Here is a 24,601-nt window from a genome sequence, read left to right as displayed (position 1 = left end):
TCCTGGTACTGCTGGTCCCACCGTCGCACGGTGCCTGGGGGAGTCAGCCGCTCGGGCGGAGAGTGGGGGCATGACAACGACACTCATCACCGGAGCCAACCGCAGCCTGGGGCTCGAGACCGTCCGCCGCCTGGTCGACGCGGGCCACACCGTGTACGCCGGCATGCGCGATCCGTCCACCGGCGACGAAGCACGCGCCCCCGGTGCCCAGGTGGTCCAGCTCGACGTGACCGACCAGGACAGCATCGACGCCGCGATCGCGACCATCCCCGTCCTCGACGTGCTCGTGAACAACGCCGGCATCCTCGGGACGTCGTTCGGCGTCGACGACCTCGACTCCGCCGCGATGGCCACCGTGCTCGACACCAACGTCACCGGCATCGTCCGGGTCACGCAGGCAGCGCTCCCGCTCCTGCGGGCATCCGACCACCCCGTGATCGTGAACGTCGCCTCGGGCGTCGGGTTCGCCCGCTGGTTGACGACCCCGGGCCACGACGAGTACGCGGTGCCGGCGGTGCCCTACGCCGCGTCGAAGGCCGCGGTGATCGCGTTGACCGTGCAGTACGCGAAGAACCTGCCGGGGTTCCGCGTCAACGTCAGCGACCCCGGGTACACCGCCACCGAGTTCAACGGGTTCGGTGGCCACCAGACGATCACCGAGGGCACGGACGCGACCGTCGCACTCGCCACCGTCGGGCCGGACGGGCCCACCGGCGAGTTCCACAACCGGGACGGCCGCATCGAGTACTGAGATCACGGCGTCCGGCTCAGTCGTGCACGTCGGCGCCGAACCCCGGCCCGGGGCGCATCATCCAGCCTTCCGGGTCGGGGAGCGGACGGAACCCGAACCGCTCGTACAGTGCCTGCGCATCCGCGGTGAACAGGGCGAACCGCTTCAACCCGAGTGGCTCGATCGCCTCGGTCACGCCCTGCACGAGGGCGACGCCGACACCACGGCCACGAGCGTCCGGATCGACGAACACGTCGGCCAGCCAGCCGAACGTCACCCCGTCGGTGATCACCCGGGCGTACCCGAGCTGCGCACCCGTCGCCGTGTCGTAGACGCCGAAGTTGCGGGACCCGGCGATGATCGCGCCCTGGGTAGCACGGCTGCGACCCCGTGCCCAGTACGACTGCTCGCTGAGCCAGCGGTGCACGCGGTCGACGTCGAGGTCGGCGGGGTCGGCGGAGAAGTGCAGTGCGGTCGGTTCGTCCATGGGACCAGTGAAGCGGCGGTCGCCGTCGGCGGGCAACAGCCAATCCGTCGCCTGTGGACAACGCGGCACCACCGTCTGGGACGATGGCGGGATGCGCGCAGTCCAGTACGACCAGTTCGGATCCGCCCCGTCGATCGTCGACCTGCCCGATCCGGTGGCACCGGACCACGGTGTCGTCGTCCGGGTCGCGGCCACCGGGGTGTGCCGCAGTGACTGGCACGCCTGGAAGGGGCACGACGACTCCGTCTCGCTGCCGCACGTCCCCGGGCACGAGTTCGCCGGTGTCGTCACGGCCGTCGGGACCTCGGTGACCCGGGTGTCGGTCGGTGACCGGGTGACCGCACCCTTCGTGTTCGCCTGCGGGACGTGCCCGGAGTGCGTCGACGGCGCCACCCAGGTGTGCACGCGCCAGCAGCAACCCGGGTTCACGCTGCCCGGTTCCCACGCCGAGTCGGTCGTCATCCCGCACGCCGACGTCAACGTGGTCGCGCTCCCGGACGCCGTGGGCTTCGCCGAGGCCGCAGCACTCGGGTGCCGGTTCGGGACGGCGTACCACGCCCTGCACGCCCGAGGTCGGGTCGCAGCAGGGGAGTGGGTGGTCGTGTTCGGCTGCGGCGGCGTCGGTCTGTCGACGATCATCGTCGCGGTCGCGGCGGGCGCCCAGGTGGTCGCGGTGGACGTCTCGCCGGCGGCGCTCGAACGTGCGGCGGCACTCGGTGCCGTCACCGTGCCGATGGACGACGGCGCCGTCGCCGCAGTCCGCGCTCGCACCGACGGCGGCGCGCACGTCTCGATCGACGCCTTCGGCAGCCGAGCGACCTCCGTCGCAGCGGTCGCCTCCCTGCGCCCTCGGGGACGTCACGTGCAGGTCGGCCTGCTGCTCGACGACGAGGCCGACCCGGTGATCCCGATGGGCCGCGTCATCGCTGATGAGCTCGAACTGCTCGGCAGCCACGGGATCTCCGTGGGGGAGTACACGGCGATGCTCGCCGACGTCGTCACCGGGCGACTGCGTCCGGACGACTCGATCGGTCGGACGATCGGTTTCGACGACCTGCCCGGCGCGATCGTCGCCATGGACCGTCCCGCCACGTCGACCGGGATGACCGTCGCCGTCTTCTGAACTGCTCGGCGCCGTCTCCTGAACTGCTCGGCGCCGTCTCGGGAACTGCTCAGCGCTTCGGTCGGTACACCAGTCCGAGCGCGCCGCCTGCGAAGGCCTGAGAACTGATCAGTTCGAGATCGAGCTCGTCCGTCAGGTCGGTGAACACGCCATCGCCTGACCCGAGCACGACGGGCAGGACCGCCAGCCGGTACTCGTCGACCAGACGAGCCCGGACCAGGCTGCGACCGAACTCCGTCCCTCCCTGCGCGAGGACGTACCCGCCCGACTCCTGCTTCAGCGCTGTCACCTCGGCTTCGAGCGGTCCGGCTGCGACGCGTGCACCCGTCCAGGTCGCCGCCGCAGGGGAGTCGGGGTCGGGGACCGGCACCGAGCGTGGATCGAAGTCGTGCTGTTTGGTGAAGACGACCTTGGGGATCCGGTTCATCGGTTCGGCGATCGGCCCGGGCGCCGTCGGCCAGAAACCTGAGATGGTCTCGAAGGTCTTGCGGCCGAAGGCGTGCACGCCCGCACCACCGACGACGTCGAGCACCCAGGCCATCGAGTCCGGACTCCCGCCGCGGAACATCCAGTCCGACTCGGATCGGGGAGCGGCCACAAAACCGTCCAACGACATCGACATCTTCAGGACGAGTTCACGCACGGGGAGCCCCTGTCCGGATCTGAGTTGACATAATATGCATTATCGGCGCACGCCTATGAGCGGCACCAGAGGGCTTCGTGAGCAGAAATGGTCGAGTCCCACGCGCGGACCCGACCTTTTCTGCTCACGAAGCACATCGTCGGGCGACAGTGTCAGTCGACGGGCTTCGTCGGGACGTCGTCGGCGTCGATCTCGAGCGCCGCCGGTTCACCGCCCTGTTCTTCCAGGTTCTCCTGGTCGGTGTCCGGCTGCTCCGGCGTCTCGCTCTGGGTGGTCTCTTCGGCTGGGTCTGGCTGGCTGTAGCTCATGCGCCGGACGGTACGCCGAACGCGCTGATGACGTATCGGGTCTCCTGCACGGCGCGTTAGTGTCGGACGGCCGGTCGACGCCACAGGAGGAACGATGCCGCACACGCTCGTCGGGCTGATCGGCGCCGGACTGCAGCGGTCGCTGACTCCCCTGATGCACGAAGCAGAGGGCCGGGTGCTCGGACTCGACTACGAGTACCGCCTGCTCGACCTCGACGTGCTGGGCCGAACTGCTGCCGATCTGCCGGAACTGCTCGCCACCGCCGAGGCCGAGGGGTACCGCGCGGTCAACGTCACGCACCCCTGCAAGCAGGCCGTCGTCCCGTTGCTCGACGCGCTCGACCCGCGGGCTGTCCGGATCGGTGCGGTCAACCTCGTGCTGTTCCGCGACGGCCGCCGCATCGGGTACAACACCGACGAGACCGGCTTCCGGATCGCCGTGGAGCGCGGTCTCGGATCGGTCGCCGGGCAGCACGTCGTGCAGTTCGGTGCCGGTGGTGCCGGCTCGGCGATCGCCCACGCGCTCGTCGGACTCGGTGTCCGGCGGCTCGACGTCGTCGATGCGGACGTCGGCCGCGCGGAGGCCCTCGTCGCGACGCTCGAGCCACCGCCCGACTCCCCCGTCGACGCCCGCGTCCTGGCGATGACCGATGCCGACGAGGTGCTCGCGACGGCGGACGGAGCCGTCAACGCTACACCGCTCGGCATGAACGACGACCCGCGGCAGGCCTTCGACCCCGCGCTGCTCCCCCGAGGCGCCTGGGTCTCCGACGCCGTCTACTTCCCGCTCGAGACGCCGCTCGTCCGGGCGGCACGTGCGGCCGGATACCGGGTGGTCGACGGTGGCTGGATGGCCGTCGGGCAAGCGGTCGCGAGCCTCCGACACATCACCGGGCTCGAGCCGGACCTCGACCGTGTGCGCGCCGCCTTCACCGGGTTCCTCGCCGAAGGGCGAACCGCCGGTGACCGGACCGGGCGCGAAGCCATCGGGTGAGCAGAAGAGGTCGAGTCCGGATGGCGGACTCGACCTCTTCTGCTCGCGATGCACGCCCGCGGACGCACCGAGTGCGCCCGCGAACGCGCTCCATCACGACTGGGTGAGGATGACCGCCGTCAGGATGTAGCCGACGATGCCGATGACGATCGCGACGGCCGACAGGATGATGCCGGCGAGGACGGTGCCGCGGCTGCCCCCACGCTTGCGCGCCAGGATGCCGAGCACGAGCCCGATGATGCCGGCGATGATGCCGATCAGGGCGATGAAGATGCCGCCGACGACGCCGACGATGCCGAGCACCAGGGAGACGACACCGAAGGTGTTGGACTGAGCGGGCGCGTTGCCGGGGTTGGACATGGGAGCTCCTTCGATCAGGACGCCGATCCAGGCCGGGTAGCCGATCGTGAGCGTCGATCAAACGCTATCCGAATCGCACCGGCAACGTTCAGGTTCCGTGCACGAACCTGTCCCCTGCTTCAGACGCCGACGTACGTCGCCAGGTGCTGGCCGGTCAGTGTCGAGCGAGCGGCGACGAGGTCGGCGGGCGTGCCCTCGAACACGATCCGGCCGCCGTCGTGCCCCGCGCCGGGCCCGAGGTCGATGATCCAGTCAGCGTGCGCCATGACGGCCTGGTGGTGCTCGATCACCACGACGGTCTTGCCCGAGTCCACCAAGCGGTCGAGCAGCCCGAGCAGCTGGGCGACGTCCGCCAGGTGCAGTCCGGTGGTCGGTTCGTCGAGCACGACGATGCCGCCCGGCTCGCCGAGGTGCGTCGCGAGCTTGAGGCGCTGCCGTTCTCCGCCCGACAGCGTCGTGAGCGGCTGCCCGATGGTCAGGTAACCGAGTCCGACGTCGGCCAGGCGCGCCAGGATCGTGTGCGCAGCAGGCAGCGCGGCAGGACCGTCGGCGAAGAACGCCACGGCCTCGGCGACGGACATGCCCAGGACCTGGCTGATGTCCTTGCCGCCGAGCTGGTAGCCGAGCACCGACTGGTCGAACCGTTTGCCGTCGCACTCCACGCACGGGGTGGCGATGCCCGCCATCATCCCGAGGTCGGTGTAGACGACACCGGCACCGTTGCACGCGGGGCACGCGCCCTCGGAGTTCGCGCTGAACAGCGCGGGCTTCACGCCGTTGGCCTTCGCGAACGCCTTGCGGATGGGTTCGAGCAGCCCGGTGTAGGTCGCCGGGTTGCTGCGTCGGGAGCCGCGGATCCCGCTCTGGTCGATGGCCACGACACCCTCGCGATGCGCGAGCGAACCGTGGATCAGCGTGCTCTTGCCGGAACCGGCGACGCCCGTCACGACGGTGAGCACCCCGGTGGGGACGTCCACGTCGACGTCGTGCAGGTTGTGTGCCGACGCACCGCGGATCGCGATCGCCCCGTCGCACCGGCGGACGGCGGTCTTCACCGAGACGCGGTCGTCGAGGTGCTGACCGGTGATGGTCCCGCTCCCCCGCAGCCCCTGCACCGGACCCTGGTAGCAGAGCGTCCCGCCGCCGGAGCCGGCGCCCGGGCCGAGGTCGACGACGTGGTCGGCGATCGCGATCACCTCGGGCTTGTGCTCGACCACGAGGACGGTGTTGCCCTTGTCGCGCAGCCGCAGCAGCAGGCCGTTCATCCGCTCGATGTCGTGCGGGTGCAACCCGGTGCTCGGCTCGTCGAAGACGTACGTGACGTCGCTGAGGGACGACCCGAGGTGCTTCACCATCTTGACCCGCTGCCCCTCTCCCCCGGACAGCGTGCCGGTCGGGCGGTCGAGCGAGAGGTAGCCGAGACCGATCTCGACGAACGACTCGAGCAGGTCGCGGAGGCCGTCGAGCAGCGGCGCGACGCCGGGGTCGTCGATGGCCCGCAGCCACGGCACGACGTCGGTGATCTGCATCGAGCAGACGTCGGCGATGCTCTTCCCGCCGATCTTCGACGAGCGGGCGATGTCGTTCAGCCGGGTACCACCGCACGCCGGGCACGTCGTGAAGGTCACCGCACGGTCGACGAAGGCGCGGATGTGCGGCTGCATCGCCTCGCGGTCCTTCTGCAGCATCGAGCGGCGCACTCGGGGGACGAGCCCCTCGTACGTCATGTTGATGCCGGCGATCTTCTGCTTCGTGGGCTCGCGGTACAGGAAGTCGGCGCGTTCCTGGTCGGTGAAGTCGCGGATCGGGGTGTCCTTGTCGAAGTACCCGGACTCCGCGTACATCCGGACGTTCCACCCGTCGGTGCCGTAGCCGGGGATCGTGATCGCCCCGTCGCCGAGCGCCTTCGAGTCGTCGAACAGCTGCGTCAGGTCGATGTCGTTGACGAGTCCGCGCCCCTCGCAGTCGGCGCACATGCCACCGAGCCGGGTGAACGAGACCTTCTCGGCCTTGGCGTCCTTGCCCTTCTGCACGGTGATCGCTCCCCCGGCGGTGACCGTCGCCAGGTTGAACGAGAACGCGTTCGGACCACCGACGTGCGGGTCGCCCAGACGGCTGAAGAGCACGCGCAGCATCGCGTTCGCATCGGTGGCGGTGCCGACGGTCGACCGCGGGTCGGCGCCGATGCGCTCCTGGTCGACGACGATCGCGGTGGTCAGGCCGTCGAGCAGGTCGACGTCGGGTCGTGCGAGCGACGGCATGAAGCCCTGCACGAAGGCGCTGTACGTCTCGTTGATCATCCGCTGCGACTCGGCGGCGACGGTGCCGAACACGAGGGAGCTCTTGCCGGACCCGGACACACCGGTGAACACCGTGAGTCGACGCTTCGGCAGGTCGACGTCGATCCCCTGCAGGTTGTTGGCGCGAGCACCGCGCACGCGGATCCGGTCGTGGCCGTCAGCGGCGTGCACGCTCCGGCTCGGAACGCCGTCGTCGCCGGAACTGGTATGCATGTCGATCAGCGTACCGACGGGTACCGACACCGACAAGACAACCCGGCACCGTGCGTTGGACGCAACCCACCACCGGCCAGGAGGCAGGGGTCAGGCCCGCACCGCGCCTCCCGTCAGCACTGTGCGCACCTCCTCACCCCGTGCGCGCTTCCGCGCACCGTGCAGCGCCACGAGCGCGCACCACGCCACCAACCCCGCACCGGCCGACGGACCCGGCACCGTGCGTTGGACGCGACCCACCACCGGACAGGAGGCACAGGTCAGGCCCGCACCGCGCCTCCCGTCAGCACCGTGCGCACCTTCTCACCCCGTGCGCGCTTCCGCGCACCGTGCAGCGCCACGAGCGCGCACCACGCCACCAACCGCGCACCGGCCGACGGACCCGGCACCGTGCAGACGACGGCCGGGTCAGACGACGGCCGAGTCAGGCGGCAGCGAACCGACGCACCAGCTCCGGCAGCTCCGCCGGTTCGAACGGCTCGTCGGTGGCGTCGAGTTCGTCGGCGGTCCACCAGCGCGACGCGAGGATGTCGACCCGCTCGTCGTCCGTCCACTCGGCGTCCGACAACTCGAAGCCCGGGGTGCGCACGACGTAGAACTCGCTGTGGCCGCGGTCGTGGTCGGCGAGGTCCCACTCGACGGTGAAGTCCCATGACCACACGGACTCACCCGGATCGTCGATGACGATGCCGGTCTCCTCGCGAAGCTCGCGGATCGCCGCGTCGCGGTGGTCCTCGCCGGGGTCGACCCCGCCACCCGGCGTGATCCACCTGTGCGCGCCGTCGGACGACGGCGAGTTCGTGTCCATCAGGAACACGCGACCCTCGGGGTCGAGCAGGATGATGCGGGAGGTTCGGCGCAGGCCGGGCTTGGCAGTCACCCGCCCGACGCTAGCCGACGAAGCCGCTGACGTCGCCGACGAGCTTGGTGTGGTCGGCGGGGATCGGCTCGATCGCGGCGAGGGCGATCTCGGCAGCGAACTCCGACACGCTGTAGAGCTTGCCGACCTCTTGCCGGCGGCCCTCGATCGCGCCGGGGTTCAGGCGGTTCAGCAGGGTCGCGGTGATCGTGCCCTCGATCATGTCGCCGGAGACGACGACGAACTCGATGCCGGCGGCCTCGAGCTGCGGGATGAGCTCGCGCAGGGCGAGTTCGCCGGCGCGCTTGCTCTTGGCCACGGGGACGTACTCGTCCATCGTCTCGGCGGTCTCGACGAAGTGGGCCTGGTGGCTCGTGACGAAGACGACGCGCGACCCGGCGGGCATGTGCGGCACGGCGGTCTGGAGCATGTCGACCTGCGCGTCGCGGTTCAGGCGGAGCGCGTAGTCCTCGCCGAGGCCGGACTCCATGCCGCCCGAGGCGTTCAGGACGAGCAGGTCGATGCCGCCCCACTCCTGCACGACGGTGTCGACGAGCGCCTGCACCGACTCGTGGTCGGTCAGGTCCGCGCCGATCGCCAGGGCGGAGCCACCGGCCGCGACGACCTTCTCGGCGATCTGCTCGGCGCGCTTGGCCTTGTTGCGGTAGTTCACGACGACCTTGGCGCCGGCCTCGGCCAGGTACCCGACGGTGTCGGCGCCGATGCCGCGCGACGAGCCGGTGACGACGGCGCGCGTGTCGGTGAGGGATCCGGGGGCGAGGGGGTTGCTCACAGTCGTGTTCTCCAGGTCGTGTTCCGGCCGGTCGGCCGCACCGAGCCTACCAATCGCCTGCACGGCCGACCGACCCTCCTGATATGTTGAACGGAGTTGTACCGGACGTCGCGACGCTGCGAGCCACGGCGCGCGACCGAGGGAGGGAGATCGCGTGAACGGAATCGATTGGATCCAGACCATCGTCTGGATCGGACTCGTGTTGCTGCTGGGAGTGGTCGAGATCTTCACCCTCGACTTCATCTTCATCATGCTCGCGGCCGGAGCCGCCGGTGGGTTGATCGCTGCCCTGCTCGGCGCCCCGTGGTGGCTGTCCGCCATCATCTCCGCCGTGCTCGCGCTCGTGCTGCTGTCGCTCGTGCGACCGCGCCTGCTGCTCATGCTCGGCCGAGGCGCCGACCCGCACCGCACGAACATCGAGGGGCTCATCGGGCTCCCCGGCACCGTCGCCGTCGCGTTCACATCATCTGCTCCCGGTCAGGTCCGCCTGGCCAACGGCGAGACCTGGAGCGCACGGTTCGCCGTGGGCGCCATCGACCGCACACCGCCACTCGGCACCCCCGTGGTCGTCGAGTCGATCGAGGGGTCGACCGCGGTCGTGCGCCTCGCAGAAAGGGCCACCTCGTGACCATCACACCCGGGACGATCGCACTGCTCGTCCTGATCCTCGTCGTCGTCATCTTCGTGATCGTCGTCCTGGCCAAGGCGATCCGCATCGTCCCGCAGGCCACCGCGGGCATCGTGGAACGCCTCGGCAAGTACCACAAGACGCTCTCGCCGGGCCTGAACCTGCTCGTGCCGTTCATCGACCGCCTGCGGCCCCTGCTCGACATGCGCGAGCAGGTCGTGTCGTTCCCGCCGCAGCCGGTGATCACCGAGGACAACCTCGTGGTCTCCATCGACACCGTGGTCTACTTCCAGGTCACCGACGCCCGCGCGGCGACGTACGAGATCGCGAACTACCTCGGCGCCGTCGAGCAGCTCACCACCACCACCCTCCGCAACGTCGTCGGTGGCCTCAACCTCGAAGAGGCCCTGACGAGCCGCGACAACATCAACGGTCAGCTCCGCGTCGTGCTCGACGAAGCGACCGGCAAGTGGGGCATCCGCGTCGGCCGTGTCGAGCTCAAGGCGATCGAGCCGCCCGTGTCCATCCAGGACGCCATGGAGCAGCAGCTGCGTGCCGAGCGGAGCCGTCGTGCCGCGATCCTGCAGGCCGAGGGCACCAAGCAGTCCCAGATCCTCGAGGCCGAGGGGCAGCGGCAGGCCGCCATCCTCGCGGCCGAGGGTGACGCCAAGGCCCAGGTGCTCCGCGCCGAGGGTGAAGCCTCGGCCATCGCCACGGTCTTCGAGGCCATCCACACCGGTGACCCCGACGACAAGCTGCTCTCGTACCAGTACCTGCAGATGCTCCCGAAGATCGCCGAGGGCACCGCGAACAAGCTCTGGATGATCCCGAGCGAGTTCACCGAGGCGTTGTCCGGCATCGCGAAGGGCTTCTCCGGCGGACGGAGCGGCAGCGGCCCGGTCGCCGGCGCCGGTTCGGGCGGGGACTTCCTCTCCCGCATCTCCAAGCTCGCGAACGAGAGCCTGGCGAACACCGCCGCTGCCGGGTCCGCCGGCACGACCATGCCGCGTGCGGATGCCACCGCCGCGGACATCGTCCCCGAGTCCGACCTCGACGCACGACTGGCCGAGTCGAACCCGAGCGTCGACGCGCACCTCGCAGCCGCCGACGACGCGACCGCCGAGAAGGTCGACGACGCACCGGCTCCGCAGGCCGACGCCGCGCAGCACCCGAACGACGAAGCGTCGGGGCACCGCACCAGCGACGGCTCCGGCCGACGCTGACCCGCACCACCACGAACGACGATGCCCGCCCCGGGGAACCGGGGCGGGCATCGTCGTTCGTCAGGTGGTGGTGTCAGGCACCGCGTCGTGCGCGGAGGACCTGCAGGCGCTCCTCGAGGAGCTCCTCGAGTTCCTCGCGCGAGCGACGCTCGAGCAGCATGTCCCAGTGGGTGCGGGGCGCCTTGACGTCCTCTGCTGCGACCTCGACGGGGATGCCGTCGTCACCGAGCAGGCGTCCTTCGCGGCCGGAGCGTGGCTCCGACCAGGTCTGGGGCACGTCTGCGTCAGCGGAGAAGACGATGTCGAAGGTCTCCCCCGAATCGGTCTGGTAGACCGCGCGCTTGCGGTCCGAGAGCTCGACGCCCTCTTCGCTCTGGAGGCTCTGACTCCCGAGCCGCATGCCGCGGAGACTCCGATCAGCCATGTGTGTGCTCCTCTCGCTCGTCTGCCCTCCACAACACTGTCCCACGCCCCGTCGTTCCCGACTGGGTGCATTCACAGTCCGTTCCCAGTGCGTGGCCCCGATGCACGGGCTCACGGCCTCGGACGTACAGGGACGCGGCGGCGGATCAGGCGCGCTTGCGGCGTCCCCACGGTGCACAGGCGAGCAGCACGAGGAGCCCGCCGAGCGACAGGAACAACGCGATCGACCCCGAAGCGAGCGACGCCGGGGTCGTCGAGGTGCCGAGTGGCACGTCGGTCACCATCGAGGTCGCGGTGTACTCGGGGACCCGGTCGATGGTGCGTCCGGACGGGTCGATGACCTGCGAGGCGCCGACGGTCGAGATGTTGACGAGGGACCGACCGGTCTCGATCGCCCGCATCCGTGCGATCTCGAGTTGCTGGAGGTTCTCGTCGGTGCCGGAGAAGTCCGCGTTGTTCGTCTGCGCGAGGATCACCTGCGCTCCCCCGCGCACCATGTCGCGGGTCAGCCCGTCGTCGACGATGTCGAAGCAGATCGCGATCCCCGCCTTGATCCCCGCCACCGGCAGGACGTTCGGCTTCGTGCCCGGCGTGTAGTCACGCTGCAGCAGGCCGATCAGGGACGGCGCGAGCTTCGAGAAGAACCACCGGTCCGGCACGTACTCGCCGAAGGGCACCGGGCGCTTCTTGTCGTAGGACGACTGCCAGCCGTCGGCGGTCCACACGAACGACGTGTTGTGCAGCACCCCGGACGGCGTCTGTGTGATGGCTCCGGCGACCAGCGGCGCACCGACCGAGTCGACGACGGCGTCGAGCGACGACGCGATCACGGGCTGCTGGCGCGGGTCGAACTCGGCGGAGGCCTCGGGCCAGACGACGAGGTCGACGCCCTTCGCCTCGACGTCGGTCGCCGCGACCTGCGCCGCCAGGACCTCGCCCGGCGCAGCACGGTCGAAGTACCCGGCCGGCCCGTTGCCCTGTACCGACTCGATCCGGATGGTGCCGGAGGTCGCGGTCGGCCAGGCCGGCACCGCCAGCACGGCGGCGACGAGCAACCCGGCGGTCCCGACCCGGACCGGCAGCCGTAGGGTCGCGCCCGGCGCCCGCGGGGACACGAGGGCGAGCGACACGACCACCGCGACGCAGTAGACGACCACGAACGTCACCCCGAGGACGCCGACGTACGCGGCGAGGTGGGTGAACGGCCCCTGCGACTGCGACAGGCCGACGCGCCCCCAGGCGAAGCCGCCGTACGGCCAGCTCCCCGAGAACCACTCGCGTCCGGTCCACAGTGCGGCGACCACGGCCGGGAGGCCCCACACGCGTCCGGCGGTCGATGGCACCACGCGCGCGACCCAGCGGTACGCGAGGGCGATCGCGACGCTGCCGAGGGCGAAGAACGCCGCCTCCAACAACGCCAAGGCGAACCACGGGACGGGCCCCAGGTAGCGGCCGGCCCACGAGATGGCCGGGATCCAGAACGCGGCACCGGCCACGTAGCCGAGCCACGCGGCCCTGCGGGCACGCTGTCCCATCGCGGCGAGCAGCATGCACGCGAGCGCCGGGAAGGCCAGGAACCACCAACCGGGCGACGGGAACGCGAGCGCGAAGAGCAGCCCGCCGATGACGGCCAGGGGCAGCGCGCTGCCCAGCGGGAGCGCCGAGAACGGGCCGTCCGCGACCGCACCGCGGCCCACGCGCGCGGCCACCCCGCGCACACCGGTCTCCGGAACCCGCACCGTGCCTCCTCTCAGACCGCGGCGTAGGCGACGATGCCGCGGCGCACCGCGTCGGTCGCACGTCGGGCGGTCTGGGCGAGGTCGTCGTCACCGGCGTTCCGGATCTGGTCGAGCAGGTCGATGACCTGCTTCGACCAGCGGACGAAGTCGCCGGCGGGCAGGTCGAGGGTGCGGAGGACGTCGTCGAGGGCCGAGCCGGAGGCCCAGCGGAACATGCCGACCGCCATCGCCGGGGTGGGCGGCACCGACCCGGCCAGACGGGCGTCGCGCTCGATGTCGTCGAGGCGCGACCAGATCGTCAGGGTCTCGTCGAGCGCCGGACGGAACGCGCCGCGCGGCAGTGCGTGCTCGGTGCCGGGGGCGTCGTCGCGGCGGGGCTGGTAGATGATCGTGGCGGCCATCGCTGCGAGCTGCGCCGGCGTGAGGTCCTTCCAGACACCCGCCTCGAGGCACTCGGCGACGAGCAGGTCGCGGTCACCGTAGATGCGCTGCAGTCGGCGGCCGCCAGCGGCCACGGTGGCCTCGCCGTTGCCGGCGTCGACGAGGTAGCCGAGCTGCAGGAGCACGTCGGTGACCCGGTCGAAGGTGGTGGCCACGGCACCGGTGCGGGACCGGATCTGCTGGAGCAGCTTGTCGTTGACGCGCTTGAGCTTCCACCAGCGCTCCGCCCAACGGGCGTGCGCCTCGCGGTCGGGGCAGGCGTGGCAGGGGTGCCGCTGCATCTGGCGACGGACCGCCGTGATCGCGGCCTGCCGTTCCTGCCGTGCGCCGTGCGAGGCCTCGCGCCCACCGGGCACGTTCGTGCGCTCGAGGTCGGAGAGCTCGCGGCGGAGCGTCGAGTACTCGGTGAAGTCACCGAGGTGGCACTGCATGGCCTCGCGGTAGCCCTCGAGGGACTCCTGCTGCGAGCGGACCTTACGGGCCAGGTCGACCACGGACCGGTCGGCCTGGAACTGCGCGAACGAGGTCTCGAGGACCTCGCGCGTGCGCTGCCGCCCGAACTGGTCGATCAGGTTGACGGCCATGTTGTAGGTCGGCTTGAACGACGAGTTCAGCGGGTAGGTGCGCCGGCTGGCGAGCGAGGCGACGGCCTGGGGGTCGAGGCCGTCGGTCCACTGGATGACCGAGTGCCCCTCGACGTCGATGCCACGGCGCCCGGCACGCCCGGTGAGCTGGGTGTACTCCCCCGGGGTGATCGGGACACGGGCCTCGCCGTTGAACTTCTCGAGCTTCTCGAGCACCACCGTGCGTGCGGGCATGTTCACACCGAGCGCGAGGGTCTCGGTGGCGAACACCACCTTGAGCAGCTTGCGCTGGAAGAGGTTCTCGACCACCTCCTTGAACGCGGGGAGCATGCCGGCGTGGTGCGCGGCGACACCGCGCTCCAAGCCCTCGAGGAACTCCCAGTAGCCGAGGACGGCGAGGTCCTCGTCCGGCAGGGTGCGGCAGTGGTACTCCGCGGTCTCGCGGATCTCGTTGCGCTCCGGGACCGTGGTGAGCGACAGGCCGGAGCGCAGGACGTTCCGGACGCCCTGGTCGCACCCGGCGCGGCTGAACACGAAGAAGATCGCGGGCAGCAGCATCCGCTCGTCGAGCATGTGCGCGATGCGTTCGCGGTGCAGTTTCTCGGTACGCGGCCCACGGCGGTCGTGGTATCCCCCACGCCCTCGTCCGCCACGGTGGCCGCCGCCGTGCCGTTCGCTGCGCGAGGCACCGCCGACCATGCGGAGCAGTTCCGGGTTGACGCGGTTCGTCGCCGCCGCACCGCTGGAGTCGAAGAGGTCGACCATCTTCGAGCCGACCAGGACGTGCTGCTCGAGCGGGACCGGGCGGTCTTCCGACACGATGACGTCGGTGTCGCCGCGGACCGTCTGCAGCCAGTCGCCGAACTCCTCCGCGTTGGACACCGTCGCGCTGAGCGAGACCAGCCGGACCTCGGTCGGCAGGTGCAGGATCACTTCTTCCCACACCGCACCGCGGAACCGGTCGGCCAGGTAGTGGACCTCGTCGAGGACGACCCAGGCCAGGTCGTCGAGCAGGTCGGAATCGGCGTAGATCATGTTCCGCAGGACCTCGGTCGTCATCACGACGACCCGCGCCCGCGGGTTCACGTTCGTGTCACCGGTGAGCAGGCCCACCTCGGACTCGCCGTAGACCTCGACCAGCTCGGCGTACTTCTGGTTGCTCAGTGCCTTCATCGGCGTCGTGTAGAACACCTTCGCCGTCGGCTGCCGCATCGCCAGCCAGATCGCGAACTCGGCCACGATCGTCTTGCCGGCACCGGTCGGCGCGGCCACGAGGACGCTGCGGCCCTGGTCGAGCGCGTCGCACGCCGCGAACTGGAACGGGTCGAGGTCGAAGCGCAGGTCGGCGCGGAACAGCTCCAGGTTGCGGGAGCGGTTCCGGACCTTGGCGGCGGCGAAGCGCTCGGCAGCGCTGAGGTCCGCGCCCGTCACAGGCCGTACTCTTCGTCGAGCTTGGCCTGCTTCTTCGCCACCCTGCGGTCGTGGAACCACGCCACGACGCACGCGGCGATGTAGAGCACCACCATCGGGACGGCCAGCAGGAACATCGAGATGACGTCGGCGCTCGGCGTGACGATCGCGCAGAAGACCAGGATGCACAGGATCGCGATGCGCCAGGACTTGATGATCGCCGCCGCCGACAGGACGCCGACGAAGTTCAGCAGCACGATGAAGACCGGCAGCACGAACGCGATCCCGACTGCGACGATGAGCTTGATGACGAAGTCGTAGTACGCCTTCGCGTCGACGATCGAGGTGTCCTGGCTCGACACGAAGCTGCCGAGGATGCCGACCACGTGGGGCAGGATGTACCACCCGAAGTAGCACCCGGCGAAGAACAGCGGGATCGCGGTGCCGAGGAAGCCCCACACGTACTGCTTCTCGCGCCGGACCAGGGCGGGCACGATGAACGCCCAGATCTGGTAGAGCCACACCGGGCTGGCGATGACGATGCCGATCGTGATCGCGATCTGCAGCTTGAGGTCGAAGGCACCCGTGATCATCGGGAAGTTCAGCTCGGCCGTGTGCCCGCCGACCTTGGCGAGCTCGGCCACCGGTGCCCGGAGCGAGTCCAGCACGAACGGGGTCAGGAACCATCCACCGACCGCGGCGATGACCACGGCGATCACTGCGCGGAACAGGCGGTTGCGCAGCTCGATGAGGTGCTGCCCGAGCGACATGCGGCCTTCGGCGTCGTTGTCACGGCGCCCTTGCCGCCTCGCTCGCCCGCGCGCGGTCGTCGAAGCCATGGGTCGATCCTACGGGGTGGGGACCGACAGTTCGGCGCGCTCCGTGCGAACGCACATGCAGGAGCGGTCGGCGGCGGGGCTGCGACGTCAGCCGGCGGCGAGGGCGGCGGCGGCGAAGTCCCGCACCGCGTCCCGCGCTGCGGGCGGGTCGAGCACCACGGCACGGCCGGGCAGCCCAGCGACGAGCCGGACCACCCCGTCGAAGCCGTTCGACGCCGCGAGCCGGATGCGCACGCGCGCCTCGGCGTCGGGGGCGTCCGCGGTGTCGGCGAGGAAGTCGGCCACGAGCGGCAGCGACGACGAGTCGAGCTCGACGGTGACGATGACGTCCTCTGCCGACTGCTGGAACAGCGTGTCCGGGATCACCACCTGGTCCGCCGACTTCTCCACCGCACGGTCGTCGACGCGTGCACCGGACATCCGGTCGAGGCGGAAGGTCCGGAGCGCCTGCCGGTCGAGGTCCCAGGCGCGGAGGTACCAGTCGGTGTCGATCGACTCGACGCGGAGCGGGTCGACCCGGCGTGTGCCGCCCTGGGTGCGCGGACCGGCGTACTCGAAGGACAACCCACGGCCGTCGGCCATCGCACGACGGATCGTTGCCAGGGCGACGTCGTGCAGGTCCTGCCCGACCGCGACCGTCGAGGCGGCACCGCCGGCACCGCGCGACAGCTTCGCCATGAGTGCTCGGATGGCATCGCGGTCAGCGGCCTCGGGCAGCGCGGAGAGGTACTGCAGCCCGGCGATGAGCGCAGAAGCTTCTCGCGCGGACAGTCGGGGCGAGTCGTCGATGGCGACGAGGTTCGTCAGGACGATCATCTCGTTCTGGTCGAAGTCGTCCCACGCGATGTCGAACAGGTCGCCGTGCTGGTACTGCATCGTCTCGCCGGGGACCCCCGACACCGCGATGAGCTCCACGGCGCGGCGAATGCGGGCCTCGGGGACGCCGAAGTGGCGCGCGGCCTCGGCCACCGAGACGCGCTCGCGGTCGATCAGGTACGGCACCAGGGCGAGCAGGAAGGCGAGCTTGTCCTGCGCCTGCAGGGGTTGGGCGTCAGCCACGGGCGGACTCCTCTCCGTCGCTGTGGTCGCGCACGAGCGCACGGAGCCGCTCGACGACGCGCAGCCGCAGGTCCTCCGGCTCGAGCACCCGGACCTCGGGTCCGAAGGCGGCGAGTTCCTCGGCCAGGATCTGCGGGTCGACGTGGTGCAGCACGAGTGCGCCGTCGGCGTCGGTCTCGGTGTCACGACGGCGGGCGAGCCGCCGCTCGGCGTCGGAGCCGGGGGTCACCGCGATGCGCGCCGTGCGGGCTGACCAGATCCGTTCGAGCTCGGCGAGCGTGCGCTCCCCCGCGCCCACCGGGGCGGTGTGCTGCCCGACGTCGTACTGCGTGACGGGTCCGACGATGCGTGAGAGCAGGTAGTTCTTGTCCGAGTCCGTGGCGAACTCGTGGGCGGCGAGCATCCAGCGGCCGCCGTGCTGCACCAGGGCGAGCGGGGCGAGCTCGCGACGACGGGCCTCGTGCTGGCCCGGCGTGATGTAGTCGAACCGGACGGCGGCACCGCGGTCGAGGGCGGAGCGGAGCGGCTCGAACGCCGCGTCGCGGGCTCGGAGCCGCGGGGCGTACGCGTCGACGCCGAGCTGGAGTGCGCCGTCGTCGTCCTCGGAACCCGCGGACCGGACCTTCAGCAGCCCGCGACGCGAGTCAGCGGACAGCGCGCCTTCACGCCAGGCCATGGCGGCCAGCGACAGCAGGGCCGACTCGTCCGGGGTGAAGCGGACATCGACGGGCAGGTCGTACTCGCCCTTCGGGATCCGGTAGCGCAGCGTCTGGTTGTTGCCGGCGGCGCCCGGTGTCTCGATGGTCTCGAGCGGGATGCCGAGCTCGCGGACGTCGTCCTTGTCGCGCTCGAACTGCCGCTCGAGCGAGGCGTTGTCCCCGCCCGGTGTGAACCGCTGGCGGTAGCCCTGCACGTTGGTCAGGATCTCCGCCTTGGTCAGCCCGGACTCCGTCGAGAGCAGCGCGAGCACGAGGCTGAACAGCCGCTCCTCTGCGGGCACACGGGGCACACGGGTCGCTGGCACGAGGCGATCCTACGGCAGCGCGGGTGCACCGGAGTGCACCCGCGCCGCGGTCGGTGGACGGTGTGGGAGCGTCAGCTCGACATCGCTCCGAGCACGTCGATGACGTACGCGTAGGCGGTGCCCTGCTGGTTCACGACGGCCAGGACCTGGTCGCCGACGTGGTGCCCGACGATGGCGTTCCGCACGCCCTCGTCGACCTGGCCCTTGGCGAGCGGCACGGTCTGCGCACCCGAGCCGTCGGTCCAGCTGGAGCCGGCCACGGACGGGTCAGCGCCCCACGTCACGGCCGTGTACTTGATGACCGCGGTGTCCTTCGCGGTGAGCACGCGACCGGACCCCTTGCGGAGCAGGTGCGTCTCGTTCGACTTCGGCGCGTTCCACGACGGGATCGTGATGCCGGGGGCACCGGACGGTGCGAGCACGACGGCGGGCATCTTGTCGCCGGCGAGCTGCGGGGTGCCGGTCGCGCGGGCGTCGAAGGCGCGCTTGACGTCGATGACGGCGATGACGGCGTCCTCGGTCTTCCCCGACGAGCCGCTGTCGGTGGTCGCGCTGGTGTCCGAGCTGCTGAGCGCGCTCTTCGGCAGCGCGACGGCCAGGCGGTCGCCGACCTGCGCACACTCGAGCGATTCACCGAGGGCGCCGTAGTTGCTCGCACCGGCGGTGATCGGAGCCGTCTGCCCGGAGTACCCGCTGGTCTGCGCGACCTCGCCGGTGGCGCCGTCGACGAGCGTGTACTCGATCAGGACGGGGGTGCCGTCGTCGATCGTGCGGCCGTCGCCCTGCTCCAGGACGGAGACCTGCGTGCCCTTCGTGGTGAGTCCGCTCGGGATCGACACCTTCGGCTCCTTGCCGAACGCGCCAGTGGCGGTCACCGCTTCGGACGCCGCACCGGGTGCGGCGCAGCTCGAGGGGGTGGTGCCGGCGCCGTTCGAGGCGCACGCCGTGAGCGACGCCACGAGACCGATGGTGACCAGGAGTGCGGGGATGGTGCGCACGGACCCTCTTTCCGTTCGATGCAGGACGGGCACGACCGTCAGCCTACCGTTCGCCGTCGGTCGGCTCGGACGCGTCGCTGACGGGTTCGGACCCCTCGGCGGCGGCTGCGGACCCGGCCTCGGCAGCGGCGACCTTGCGGGCCTGCGCCGCCGACTGCCGTGCGACCTTACGGAGCTTCTTGTCGCTCGTCGCGCGCTCGCCCACGGCGCCGGGGGTCCAGGCCTCGATGTCCTCGTCGGAGAACTCGACCTTGCCCGCGCGGCGCTTCAGGTTCGGCAGGACGGTGCCGTCGGCGAGACGACGGGCCGTGATGAGGAACCCGGTGTGCCCGACCATGCGGTGGTCCGGTCGGACGGCGAGCCCCTCGACGTGCCAGGTGCGCACCAGGGTCTCGCTCGGCATCGGGTCGGTGAAGCGGCCGGTGTCGCGCAGGGCCTCGGCCGTGCGGGACAGCTGGGTGACGGTCGCGACGTAGCAGACGATGAGTCCGCCGGGCACGAGGGCGTCGGCTGCGGCGTCGACGCACTCCCACGGCGCGAGCATGTCGAGCACCACCCGGTCGACACTCTGCTCGTCGACGGCGCCGGGCAGCTCCTCGACCAGGTCGCCGACGGTCACCGACCAGTTGTCCGGGACGGCGCCGAGGAACGTGCCGACGTTGCCCTGTGCGATCGCGGCGAACTCCTCGCGACGCTCGAAGGACTGCAGCTGCCCCGTCGGACCGATCGCCCGCAGCAGGAACAGGGAGAGGGCACCGGAACCGACGCCCGCCTCGACCACCCGGGCGCCCGGGAAGACGTCCGCGAACGCCACGATCTGGGCGGCGTCCTTCGGGTAGACGATGGCGGCACCACGCGGCATCGACATCACGTAGTCGTTGAGCAGCGGACGGAGCGCGAGGTACTCGTCGCCCGTGCTGGCCCGGATCACCGAGCCGTCGGGCTGGCCGATGACGTCGTCGTGCCGGAGGACCCCGCGGTGCGTGTGGTACTCGCCGGCGGTCTCGAGGGACAGCGTCGTGAGCTTGCCCTTCGGGCCGGTGAGCTGCACGCGGTCGCCGGCCCGGAACGGGCCACGCGGCGGCGTGTGGGGTGCGCCACCGGCGGTGTGCGGCAGGGCCGCTGTCGGGTCGTCGGTGTGGCTCATCGGGTGACTCCCTCGGTGTCCGCAGCGTGCGCCGGGTCAGGAGCCGGGCCTCCCGTCACGGCAGCGCGCGCGGCCAGCGCCGGCCCCGTCAACTCGACCAGGCGGTCGACGTCGACACCCGACAGGGTGGTCAGGTGCACGTCACCGCCGGCGATCTCGGAGAGCGGGACGATGTGCTCCACGGCGACCGTGACGGCGCCGGAGGCGACCGCCGAGGCGACGCCGGTGGCGGAGTCCTCGATCGCGACGCACGCGGTGGGCTCGACGCCGAGCTGGGCGGCGGCGGAGAGGTAGGCGTCCGGGTACGGCTTCGGACGGTCGACGTCGTCACCGGCCACGACGACGCGGAACCCGCGCTCGCCCAGTGCCTCGGCGGCGACGAGTGCCATCTTGCGGCGGGACATCGTCACCAGCGCGGTGGGGATGCCGCGGGCGTGGAGCTCCTCGACGAGTTCGCGGGCACCCGGGCGCCACGGCAGCTCACCCGCGCGCAGGTGCTCCATCACGTAGTCGGTCATCCACTGGATGATCTCCTCGACCTCCATGTCGACGCCCTTGGCGCGCAGGAGCTCGCCGGAGCGCTCGAGGCCGGAGCCGACCAGGGACAGGCCGTCCTCGTGGGTCCACTCGGCGCCGTAGCGGTTCGTCAGGTCGACCTGGGAGCGCTGCCAGATCGGCTCGGTGTCGATGATCGTGCCGTCCATGTCCCACAGCACGGCTGCGGGCGGGACGAGGGCAGGAGGATGCGCGGTCACGGGCGACGAGTCTACCGGGGCCGTTCCGCTGGGCGCGGACGGGCATGCCCGCGGGCGTCGCCGGGGCCTACAGTGGATGCCTGCATCGTGTCCGGCCGGGTGCCTCGTCGTGCCCGCCCCGCTCCGCTCCACCACCAGGAGGTCCGCTCCGTGCCACAGCACTCCCCCTTCAGCGACGGCCGGTTGCTCGTCGTCGCCTTCGAGGGCTGGAACGACGCCGGCGAAGCCGCGAGCGGACTCGCCCGACGCATCGTCGAGTCCCTCGGGCTCGACGAGCTGCGCGAGCTCGACGGGGAGCGGTACGTCGACTACCAGTTCAACCGTCCGACCATGGGGTCCGACGAGACCGGAGCCCGAGGGGTGCAGTGGCCCCGCATCGTGCTGCACGGCCCCGGGGCCGAGGGCCGTCCGGTCATCGGCGCCACCGGCTCCCCGACCGACCGCGACGTGTTCGTGCTCGTCGGTCCGGAGCCCTCGCGCACCTGGCGCGGCTTCTGCGCCGAGATCATCGACCTCGCCGACGTGTACTCGATCGACGCCGTCGTCTTCGTCGGCGCGATGCTGGCCGACGTGCCGCACACCCGACCGATCTCGGTCTTCGTCTCGAGCGAGAACGCCGGCGTCCGCACCGCGTTCGACGTCGACAAGTCCTCGTACGAGGGTCCGACCGGCATCCTCGGCGTCCTGGCCGACGCGATGGACAAGGCCGGGCTGACCACGCTGTCGCTCTGGGCCTCGGTCCCGCACTACGTGCACAACTCGCCGTCACCCAAGGCCACCCTCTCTCTGCTCGACAAGATCGAGGAGCTCACCGACGTCACCGTGCCCCGTGGCACCCTGCTCGACGACGCCACCGAGTGGGAGGACGGCATCGACGCCCTCGCCGCCGACGACGAGGACATGGCCTCGTACATCGGGCAGCTCGAGCAGGCCCGCGACACCGTCGACTCTCCCGAGGCCTCGGGCGACGCGATCGCGCAGGAGTTCGAGCAGTACCTGCGGCGCCGCGAGCACAAGGACGGCAAGGACGGCGGTACCGCTGGTGGCGAGGGGCCCTGGCGGCCCCCGCAGCAATAGCCGACACCCCGCTCACTTCCGCCGAGAGGTCGCGGACTGTCGGCTGCCGCCAGCCTCGGCGACAGTTCGTGACCTGTCGCCGGCACGCACGTGACGCGTTGCGACCGCACGGCGAACGGGAGGCACGAGGGGGTCCGCCACGGGCCTCCAGTCCGGGGGTCGCGAACGGCCACGGCACCCCGCTCACCTCCGCAGGGTGGTCGCGAACTGTCGGTTGCCGCCCGCCACGGCGACAGTTCCTGACCGACCGGCGGCCCGCACACGACGTGTCGTGACCTGTCGAGGCGGGCCGACAGCCGGCTCGCCAGCCCCTCCCGGGGTCAGGCCAGACGGATGCCGAGCAGCGCGTCGATCAGGTCGGCGAGCTCCGGCGTGCACGCAGTGCCCCCGGCGATCGCAGTGTCGACCGCGGCGACCGCACCCGGCGTGTCGAGGTCGTCGGAGACCCGCGCCCGGATCCGGGACGCCACGTCGGCCGCGTCGTCGGCGTGCCCCGCAGACGCACCCGATGCCCAGGCGTCCCAGGTCGCGAGGCGCGTCGTGGCACTCGTGAGCTCGGCGTCGAACCACTCCCAGTCGTCGGAGTACTTGTGCGACAGCAGCGCGAGCCGGATCGCGCGGGGGTCCGCACCGTCGTCGAGCAGCCCCCGCACGGTGACGAGGTTGCCGAGCGACTTCGAGATCTTCGTGCCCTGGTAGGCGATCATCCCGGTGTGCACGAACGCGTGTGCCAGGGGCTGGTGCGCCAGGGCCGCTGCGTGTCCCGCGCTCATCTCGTGGTGCGGGAAGACGAGGTCACTGCCGCCGCCCTGCACGCTGATCGGCAGGCCGAGGCGGTCGCCGGCGATGACGCTGCACTCGATGTGCCAGCCGGGCCGGCCGGGGCCGATCTCGGAGTCCCAGCTCGGCTCACCGTCGCGGGCCGCACGCCAGAGCAGCGGGTCGAGCGGGTCGCGCTTGCCGGGTCGCTCCGGGTCGCCGCCGCGCTCGGCAGCGAGCGTGAGCATGGTCTCGCGGTCCAGGCCGCTCTCGTCGCCGAGCGACCACGCGTCGGTGGGGTGGTTCACGTCGAAGTACAGGTCATCGCCCTCGGCGTCCGGGGTGGGGACCTCGTAGGCGGAGCCGGTCTCCTGCAGGAACGCAACGGCCTCGGCGACGCGGTCGACCTCGTCGGTGACGGCCACGAAGTCGTCGGGCGGCAGGATCCGCAGCGACTCCATGTCGCGACGGAACAGGTCGATCTGCGACGCGGCGAGCTCGCGCCAGTCGACGCCGTCGCGGGTGGCGCGCTCGAGCAGCGGGTCGTCGACGTCGGTGACGTTCTGCGCGTACTCGACGTCGAGGCCGGCGTCGCGCCACGCGCGGCCGAGCGTGTCGAACGCCAGGTAGGTCGCCGCGTGCCCGAGGTGGGTGGCGTCGTACGGGGTGATCCCGCAGACGTACAGCGCAGCGCGCTCCTCGCCCTGCGTCGGGTCGACCGGCTTGCCGGTGGCGGTGTCGTGCACGACGGGCCGCGGCGCTGCGCCGGGGACGTCGGGGACGGACGGGGCCTGCCAGGCCCTCACGGCTGGATCACTCCGAGCGACAACAACACGATGAGAACGATACCGAGTGCGATGCGGTACACGACGAACGGCATGAAGCTGCGCTTGCTGATGTAGTTCATGAACGCCGCGATCACCACGAACCCGACGACGAAGGCCACCACCGTCGCGATGAGCGTGTCGGCGAGTCCGAACGGCGCTCCGTGGTCGCCGAGGCTCGTCGCGGCCTCGTACAGGCCGGACAGGAACACCGCGGGGACGGCCAGCAGGAACGCGAACCGCGCCGCGGCCGGCCGCGTGTAACCGAGCGCGAGCCCCATCGACACGGTCGCGCCGGAGCGGGAGACCCCGGGGACGAGTGCGAGCACCTGCGCGAGCCCGATCAGGATGCCGCCACCGAAGGTCATGTGCTCGATCCGACGCTCCTTGCGGCCGACGACGTCGAGCACCCCGAGCACGATGCCGAAGACGATGAGCACGATCGCGACGATCCAGAGCGAGCGGAACGTGGTCTCGATGGAGTCCTTCAGCAGGAGCCCCGCGATGCCGATCGGGATGGTGCCGAGGATCACGAGCCACCCGAGGCGCACGTCGGGGTCGCCCTTCGGGACGTCGCGCCGGAACACGGAGCGGAACCACCGCCCGATGATCCGGGTGATGTCCTTCCAGAAGTAGATGAGCACCGCGGTCTCGGTGCCGAGCTGCGTCACCGCGGTGAAGGCCGCGCCCGGGTCCTTCGCGTCGGGCAGGAACAGCCCGACGATGCGCAGGTGCGCGCTGGAGGACACCGGCAGGAACTCGGTGAGCCCCTGGACGAAGCCGAGGAAGATCGCCTCGAGGATGTGCACGCACGGGCCTTTCGGGGGAGGTCGGTCAGGACACCGCCACGCAGGCGACCAT

Annotated in this window: 24 protein-coding genes; 6 read left to right on the top strand and 18 right to left on the bottom strand. The window is 71.0% G+C overall.

All coding sequences use genetic code 11. From position 1 onward, the window contains the following. Window positions 1–70 precede the first annotated feature (70 nt). Window positions 71–751: an SDR family NAD(P)-dependent oxidoreductase gene (locus tag EDF53_RS15750; RefSeq protein ID WP_123294410.1), complete on the top strand. Its 681-nt coding sequence runs from the start codon at window positions 71–73 to the stop codon at window positions 749–751. Between the two features lie 16 nt (window positions 752–767). Here the strand turns inward: EDF53_RS15750 and EDF53_RS15745 are convergent, their stop codons facing one another. After that, window positions 768–1,217: a GNAT family N-acetyltransferase gene (locus EDF53_RS15745; protein ID WP_123294409.1), complete on the bottom strand. Its 450-nt coding sequence runs from the start codon at window positions 1,215–1,217 to the stop codon at window positions 768–770. A gap of 91 nt (window positions 1,218–1,308) precedes the next feature. On the opposite strand from EDF53_RS15745, the gene EDF53_RS15740 reads away from it, so the two are divergent. Further along, a complete protein-coding gene (locus tag EDF53_RS15740; protein ID WP_123294408.1) occupies window positions 1,309–2,340 on the top strand; it encodes an alcohol dehydrogenase catalytic domain-containing protein in 1,032 nt (343 codons plus the stop codon). Between the two features lie 49 nt (window positions 2,341–2,389). On the opposite strand, the gene EDF53_RS15735 is transcribed toward EDF53_RS15740, so the two are convergent. Together EDF53_RS15735 and EDF53_RS19450 are read right to left on the bottom strand one after the other, a co-directional pair. Next, the gene (locus EDF53_RS15735; protein ID WP_123294407.1) at window positions 2,390–2,983 is read right to left on the bottom strand and encodes a dihydrofolate reductase family protein; all 594 of its coding nucleotides are present in this window, start codon (window positions 2,981–2,983) and stop codon (window positions 2,390–2,392) included. A 152-nt stretch (window positions 2,984–3,135) separates the two neighbouring features. Beyond that, window positions 3,136–3,291, bottom strand: a complete 156-nt coding sequence (locus EDF53_RS19450) for a hypothetical protein (protein WP_159571359.1) — start codon at window positions 3,289–3,291, stop codon at window positions 3,136–3,138. A 94-nt stretch (window positions 3,292–3,385) separates the two neighbouring features. Here EDF53_RS19450 and EDF53_RS15730 point away from each other — a divergent pair, with 94 nt between their 5' ends. Beyond that, window positions 3,386–4,285: a shikimate dehydrogenase gene (locus tag EDF53_RS15730; protein WP_123294406.1), complete on the top strand. Its 900-nt coding sequence runs from the start codon at window positions 3,386–3,388 to the stop codon at window positions 4,283–4,285. A 93-nt stretch (window positions 4,286–4,378) separates the two neighbouring features. On the opposite strand, the gene EDF53_RS15725 is transcribed toward EDF53_RS15730, so the two are convergent. The 4 genes from EDF53_RS15725 to EDF53_RS15710 all read right to left on the bottom strand — a co-directional run bounded on the left by EDF53_RS15725 (window position 4,379) and on the right by EDF53_RS15710 (window position 8,810). Continuing rightward, on the bottom strand, window positions 4,379–4,645 hold the full coding sequence (locus EDF53_RS15725; RefSeq protein ID WP_123294405.1) for a hypothetical protein: 267 nt from the start codon (window positions 4,643–4,645) through the stop codon (window positions 4,379–4,381). Between the two features lie 119 nt (window positions 4,646–4,764). After that, a complete protein-coding gene (locus EDF53_RS15720; protein ID WP_123294461.1) occupies window positions 4,765–7,158 on the bottom strand; it encodes an excinuclease ABC subunit UvrA in 2,394 nt (797 codons plus the stop codon). 424 nt (window positions 7,159–7,582) lie between these two features. Then, the gene (locus tag EDF53_RS15715; RefSeq protein ID WP_123294404.1) at window positions 7,583–8,038 is read right to left on the bottom strand and encodes an NUDIX hydrolase; all 456 of its coding nucleotides are present in this window, start codon (window positions 8,036–8,038) and stop codon (window positions 7,583–7,585) included. Window positions 8,039–8,048: 10 nt separating this feature from the next. After that, complete coding sequence (locus EDF53_RS15710) at window positions 8,049–8,810, bottom strand: SDR family oxidoreductase (RefSeq protein ID WP_111084008.1); 762 nt, start codon at window positions 8,808–8,810, stop codon at window positions 8,049–8,051. A gap of 154 nt (window positions 8,811–8,964) precedes the next feature. Here EDF53_RS15710 and EDF53_RS15705 point away from each other — a divergent pair, with 154 nt between their 5' ends. Further along, the gene (locus EDF53_RS15705; protein ID WP_235035827.1) at window positions 8,965–9,438 is read left to right on the top strand and encodes an NfeD family protein; all 474 of its coding nucleotides are present in this window, start codon (window positions 8,965–8,967) and stop codon (window positions 9,436–9,438) included. Beyond that, entirely contained in the window at window positions 9,435–10,661 is a 1,227-nt protein-coding gene (locus EDF53_RS15700) for an SPFH domain-containing protein (RefSeq protein ID WP_123294403.1), read from the top strand. Before EDF53_RS15705 ends, EDF53_RS15700 begins: the two co-directional genes overlap by 4 nt. A gap of 73 nt (window positions 10,662–10,734) precedes the next feature. On the opposite strand, the gene EDF53_RS15695 is transcribed toward EDF53_RS15700, so the two are convergent. From EDF53_RS15695 to EDF53_RS15655, 9 genes are all read right to left on the bottom strand, one after another. Continuing rightward, entirely contained in the window at window positions 10,735–11,085 is a 351-nt protein-coding gene (locus EDF53_RS15695) for an RNA polymerase-binding protein RbpA (protein ID WP_111084006.1), read from the bottom strand. 145 nt (window positions 11,086–11,230) lie between these two features. Beyond that, a complete protein-coding gene (gene lnt / locus EDF53_RS15690; RefSeq protein ID WP_260215887.1) occupies window positions 11,231–12,823 on the bottom strand; it encodes an apolipoprotein N-acyltransferase in 1,593 nt (530 codons plus the stop codon). Window positions 12,824–12,834: 11 nt separating this feature from the next. Further along, window positions 12,835–15,279 (bottom strand): RNA helicase, encoded by a 2,445-nt coding sequence (locus EDF53_RS15685; protein WP_123294401.1) that lies wholly within the window; start codon window positions 15,277–15,279, stop codon window positions 12,835–12,837. Further along, complete coding sequence (gene tatC / locus EDF53_RS15680) at window positions 15,276–16,028, bottom strand: twin-arginine translocase subunit TatC (RefSeq protein ID WP_111084003.1); 753 nt, start codon at window positions 16,026–16,028, stop codon at window positions 15,276–15,278. The genes EDF53_RS15685 and tatC overlap by 4 nt, the downstream gene beginning before the upstream one ends. Window positions 16,029–16,184: 156 nt before the next feature. Then, window positions 16,185–17,156: a YafY family protein gene (locus EDF53_RS15675; protein WP_111084002.1), complete on the bottom strand. Its 972-nt coding sequence runs from the start codon at window positions 17,154–17,156 to the stop codon at window positions 16,185–16,187. Beyond that, a complete protein-coding gene (locus tag EDF53_RS15670; RefSeq protein ID WP_123294400.1) occupies window positions 17,149–18,180 on the bottom strand; it encodes a YafY family protein in 1,032 nt (343 codons plus the stop codon). The genes EDF53_RS15675 and EDF53_RS15670 overlap by 8 nt, the downstream gene beginning before the upstream one ends. A 71-nt stretch (window positions 18,181–18,251) precedes the next feature. Further along, entirely contained in the window at window positions 18,252–19,178 is a 927-nt protein-coding gene (locus EDF53_RS15665; RefSeq protein WP_123294399.1) for a hypothetical protein, read from the bottom strand. Window positions 19,179–19,221: 43 nt separating this feature from the next. Further along, window positions 19,222–20,325, bottom strand: coding sequence for a tRNA (adenine-N1)-methyltransferase (locus tag EDF53_RS15660; RefSeq protein WP_260215883.1), 1,104 nt, complete (start codon window positions 20,323–20,325; stop codon window positions 19,222–19,224). Next, window positions 20,322–21,080 (bottom strand): HAD family phosphatase, encoded by a 759-nt coding sequence (locus EDF53_RS15655; RefSeq protein ID WP_235035824.1) that lies wholly within the window; start codon window positions 21,078–21,080, stop codon window positions 20,322–20,324. Before EDF53_RS15655 ends, EDF53_RS15660 begins: the two co-directional genes overlap by 4 nt. Window positions 21,081–21,230: 150 nt before the next feature. On the opposite strand from EDF53_RS15655, the gene EDF53_RS15650 reads away from it, so the two are divergent. Continuing rightward, window positions 21,231–22,157 carry a proteasome assembly chaperone family protein gene (locus EDF53_RS15650; protein ID WP_123294397.1) on the top strand — a complete coding sequence of 309 codons (927 nt, stop codon included), beginning with the start codon at window positions 21,231–21,233 and terminating at the stop codon, window positions 22,155–22,157. A 320-nt stretch (window positions 22,158–22,477) separates the two neighbouring features. Here the strand turns inward: EDF53_RS15650 and mshC are convergent, their stop codons facing one another. Then, window positions 22,478–23,722, bottom strand: a complete 1,245-nt coding sequence (gene mshC / locus EDF53_RS15645) for a cysteine--1-D-myo-inosityl 2-amino-2-deoxy-alpha-D-glucopyranoside ligase (RefSeq protein ID WP_123294396.1) — start codon at window positions 23,720–23,722, stop codon at window positions 22,478–22,480. Then, entirely contained in the window at window positions 23,719–24,549 is an 831-nt protein-coding gene (locus EDF53_RS15640; RefSeq protein ID WP_111083996.1) for an undecaprenyl-diphosphate phosphatase, read from the bottom strand. The genes mshC and EDF53_RS15640 overlap by 4 nt, the downstream gene beginning before the upstream one ends. Between the last annotated feature and the right edge of the window lie 52 nt (window positions 24,550–24,601).

The organism is Curtobacterium sp. PhB78 (genome assembly GCF_003751685.1).
Taxonomy (GTDB): Bacteria; Actinomycetota; Actinomycetes; order Actinomycetales; family Microbacteriaceae; genus Curtobacterium.
The sequence above is the reverse complement of the archived record's forward strand: the minus strand, read 5'-3'. Positions and strand labels throughout refer to the sequence as shown.